We start from the raw sequence: 3,052 nt of genomic DNA, 5'->3' as shown, positions 1-3,052 counted from the left end.
GGGCCGGGCTCCACGGCGAAGGTTCCGCCCAGGGCCTCGGCCCGGCCGCGCAGGTTCGCCAGCCCGCTGCGCCGCGTCGTCGGTCCCATCCCGACGCCGTCGTCCACCACGTCCACGCTCACCCGGCCGTCCGCGACGGCCACCGTCACCTCGACGGCGCGGGCGTGGGCGTGGCGGGCGGCGTTCGACAGGGTCTCGCGCACCACGGCGATGAGATGGTCGCCGACGGCGGCGTCGATCGCCGTGTCGACCGGGCCGTCGAGGTGCAACCGGGGGGTGAAGCCGAACGCCCCGGCCATGTCGTCGATGATCCCGAGGATCTGCGCCCGCAGTCCGCTTCCCGTGGCCGGGGTGGCCCGACCGCGCAGCTCGAAGATCGTCTGGCGGATCTCCCGCACGGTCTCGTCGAGGTCCTCGACGTAGGTGCTCATCCGTTCCGCGCGCGTCGCCCGCTCCTCGCTGGCGGCCAGGCCCTGCAGGCCCATCGCCACCGCGAACAACCGCTGCATCACGTGGTCGTGCAGGTCGCGGGCAATCCGGTCGCGATCCTCCAGCAGCGACAGCCGGCCCCGCGCCGCCCGCGAGCGAGCCAGTTCCAGGGCGAGCGCGACGTGGGCGGCGAACGCGGCGGCGAGTTCGAGGTCCTCGTCGCTGAACAGGACGCCGCCGCGGCGCCGGCCGAGGATCAGCGCCCCGGAGGTGACGTGCGAGGCGATCAGCGGCACGATCATGATCGGGCCGATGTCGAGCTTGTCGATCTCGGAGCCGCCCAGCGTGCGCACGTCGGCGACGACGAGCGGGGCCCGGTCGTGCACTGCCCGCCCGGCCAGCGACGTCTCCAGCGGCACCTGCTGGCCGCGCAGCAGATCGGCGTCGTGGCCCTCGGCAACGTCGAAGGACAGCTCCCGCGCCGTCGGGTCGCACAGGGCCAGCGCCGTGGTGTCCGCCCGGGCGACGTCGCGGGCCCGCTGGACGATCAGCTCCAACGGGTCCTCGTCGTCGGCGAGCAGGTGTCGGGTGATGTCCGCGGACGCCTGCGACCACTGCTGACGGTGCTGGGCCTCGCCGAACAGGCGGGCGTTGTCGATCGCCACGCCGGCGTTGGCGGCGAGCGCCAGCACGAGCTCCTCGTCCTCGGCCGTGAAGATCCGCCCGCCGCGTTTCTCGGTCAGGTAGAGGTTGCCGAAGACCTCGTTGCGGACCCTGATCGGCACGCCGAGGAAGGCCCGCATCGGTGGGTGCCCGGCGGGGAAGCCGACGGCGCGGGGATGGTCGGCGATGTCGTCGAGACGCACCGGCCCCGGCTCGGCGATGAGCAGGCCGAGCACCCCGTCGCCGCGGGGGGTCCGGCCGATCGCCTCGACGCGGCCCGGGTCCATCCCGACGTGGATGAACTGTTCGAGGTGACCGTCGCGGGCGATGACGCCGAGCGCGCCGTAACGGGCGTCGACCAGTTCGCAGGCGGACTCGACGATGCGTCGCAGCACCACGTCGAGGCTGAGGTCGGCGGTGACCATCCGGTTGGCCCGCAGCAGACCTCGCAGCCGGCCCTGGGTGGCCAGCACGTCCTGGGCTCGGTCCACCAGCTGGGAGAGAAGCTCGTCCAGTTCGAGCCGAGCGACAGCGGGGAAGATCAGATCCCCCGACGACCCTGACGGGGAGGCCTGCCCGCAGGCCGTCCCGGAGGTCCCTGCACCGGCCGGCGCGAGGTCCCGTTCGGACTCCATGCTTTCAGGACGATAACCGATCCGCGCCGGGCGGCGGCCGACATCCGGATCGCGGCCAGGACGTTCCCGGTGAGGATGGGCCGCGGGTCCCGGCGGGGGCCATCCGTCCGTGGTGGGCGCCACGTCATCGTGGAGTTGGCGCGAGGAATTCCCGGGCGGCTCGTGTCGGACCGCCGTGCGCGGTCCGGCGCGCGGCCTCGACGGTATGCATCCGCGTCGTCCTCGTGTCGCGCACCCTCATGGGGCAGCCTCCTGTCCACCGCGTCGACCGACCGGCGCCCAGGCCGGATCGGCGGGCCGAGCACCGGGTCGGCCATAGCCATCCGGGGCCACCGCGGGCCGTCCGCCGCTTCGCCGCTTCGCCGCTGTGCGGTCGGCGTCGCGTGCCCTGGGGCCGACCTGCGGCGGGTCCTCACGTCACCTCATGTTCGGCCCCGTCCCGCCCCGGCGCCCAGGGACCTTCGGCGCCCATCGGGGAGCACTTCCTCCCGTGCGGTCCGCCCAGCGCCGGCCGCGGACCGGTCCGGGACGGGCCGCCACCCCTCGCTGCCAGGGCATCCGCAGCGGACGCGGACGCCGCCGGCCGCGTCGTCTGGACCGTGTCCCGGACGGGCCGCCGCCCGGTCCGATCGGGGCGGACAGTGGACGGCCTGCCCCGATCGGGCCGGCCGAGGTGGTCCCGTGGCCGCGGGGTATCCCCCGAACGGGGAGGAGGCCGCGGCCGGACGCACCGCCGACGGCGGGCCGTTCGGCTCCCCCACGGGGGCCATGGCGCACTCGCCGGCCCGGGTTGCGGCGGGCACCCTGGAACGCAGACCGGGGAGCCGGCGACCGGGGATCTGGAGCTTGTGGTGTCGGGCTGCATCGTGGTGGGAGTGGACGGATCCAGGGACGCCGACGTGGCACTGCGCTGGGCCGCGGGGGAGGCCTGGCTGCGTCGGGACAGCCTCGAGGCGCTGCTGGCCTGGACGCTGGACGACTGCCCGCGCGAGGTCCTCGACCGCGCCTACGCGCCGGGCCCCCAGACGATCGAGGGATCCGCCCTGGCGCTGCTGCGAGAATGCGTCCAGCGGACCCAGGACCCGCGTCGGCCGGTGCCCGTCACCGAGCGGGCCGTCTACGCCGACGCCGTCGAGGCGTTGCTGTCGGCGGGTGCGGGCGCGGACATGATCGTCGTCGGCTACCGGGGGACCAGCCGGCCGCGCCGGTACCTGGTCGGGTCGGTCTCAGCGGCCTGCCTGCACCAGGCGACCCGGCCGGTCGTCGTCGTCCGGGCGGCCGGCCGGACCGCCGAGGACGACGACGGCGGCCGGCCGGTGCTCGTC

Annotated in this window: 2 protein-coding genes; one reads left to right on the top strand and one right to left on the bottom strand. The window is 75.1% G+C overall.

The genetic code is table 11. The annotated features are described in order from the left end of the window. On the bottom strand, window positions 1-1,727 hold a 1,727-nt coding region (locus ND748_RS29025), incomplete at its 3' end, for a GAF domain-containing protein (RefSeq protein WP_251749373.1). A gap of 875 nt (window positions 1,728-2,602) precedes the next feature. Here ND748_RS29025 and ND748_RS29020 point away from each other — a divergent pair. After that, window positions 2,603-3,052: universal stress protein (locus ND748_RS29020; protein WP_251749372.1), on the top strand; the 450-nt coding region annotated here is incomplete at its 3' end.

The organism is Frankia sp. AiPs1 (genome assembly GCF_023716945.1).
Lineage (GTDB): Bacteria > Actinomycetota > Actinomycetes > Frankiales > Frankiaceae > Frankia.
This window is presented reverse-complemented; position numbering and strand designations above follow the sequence as displayed.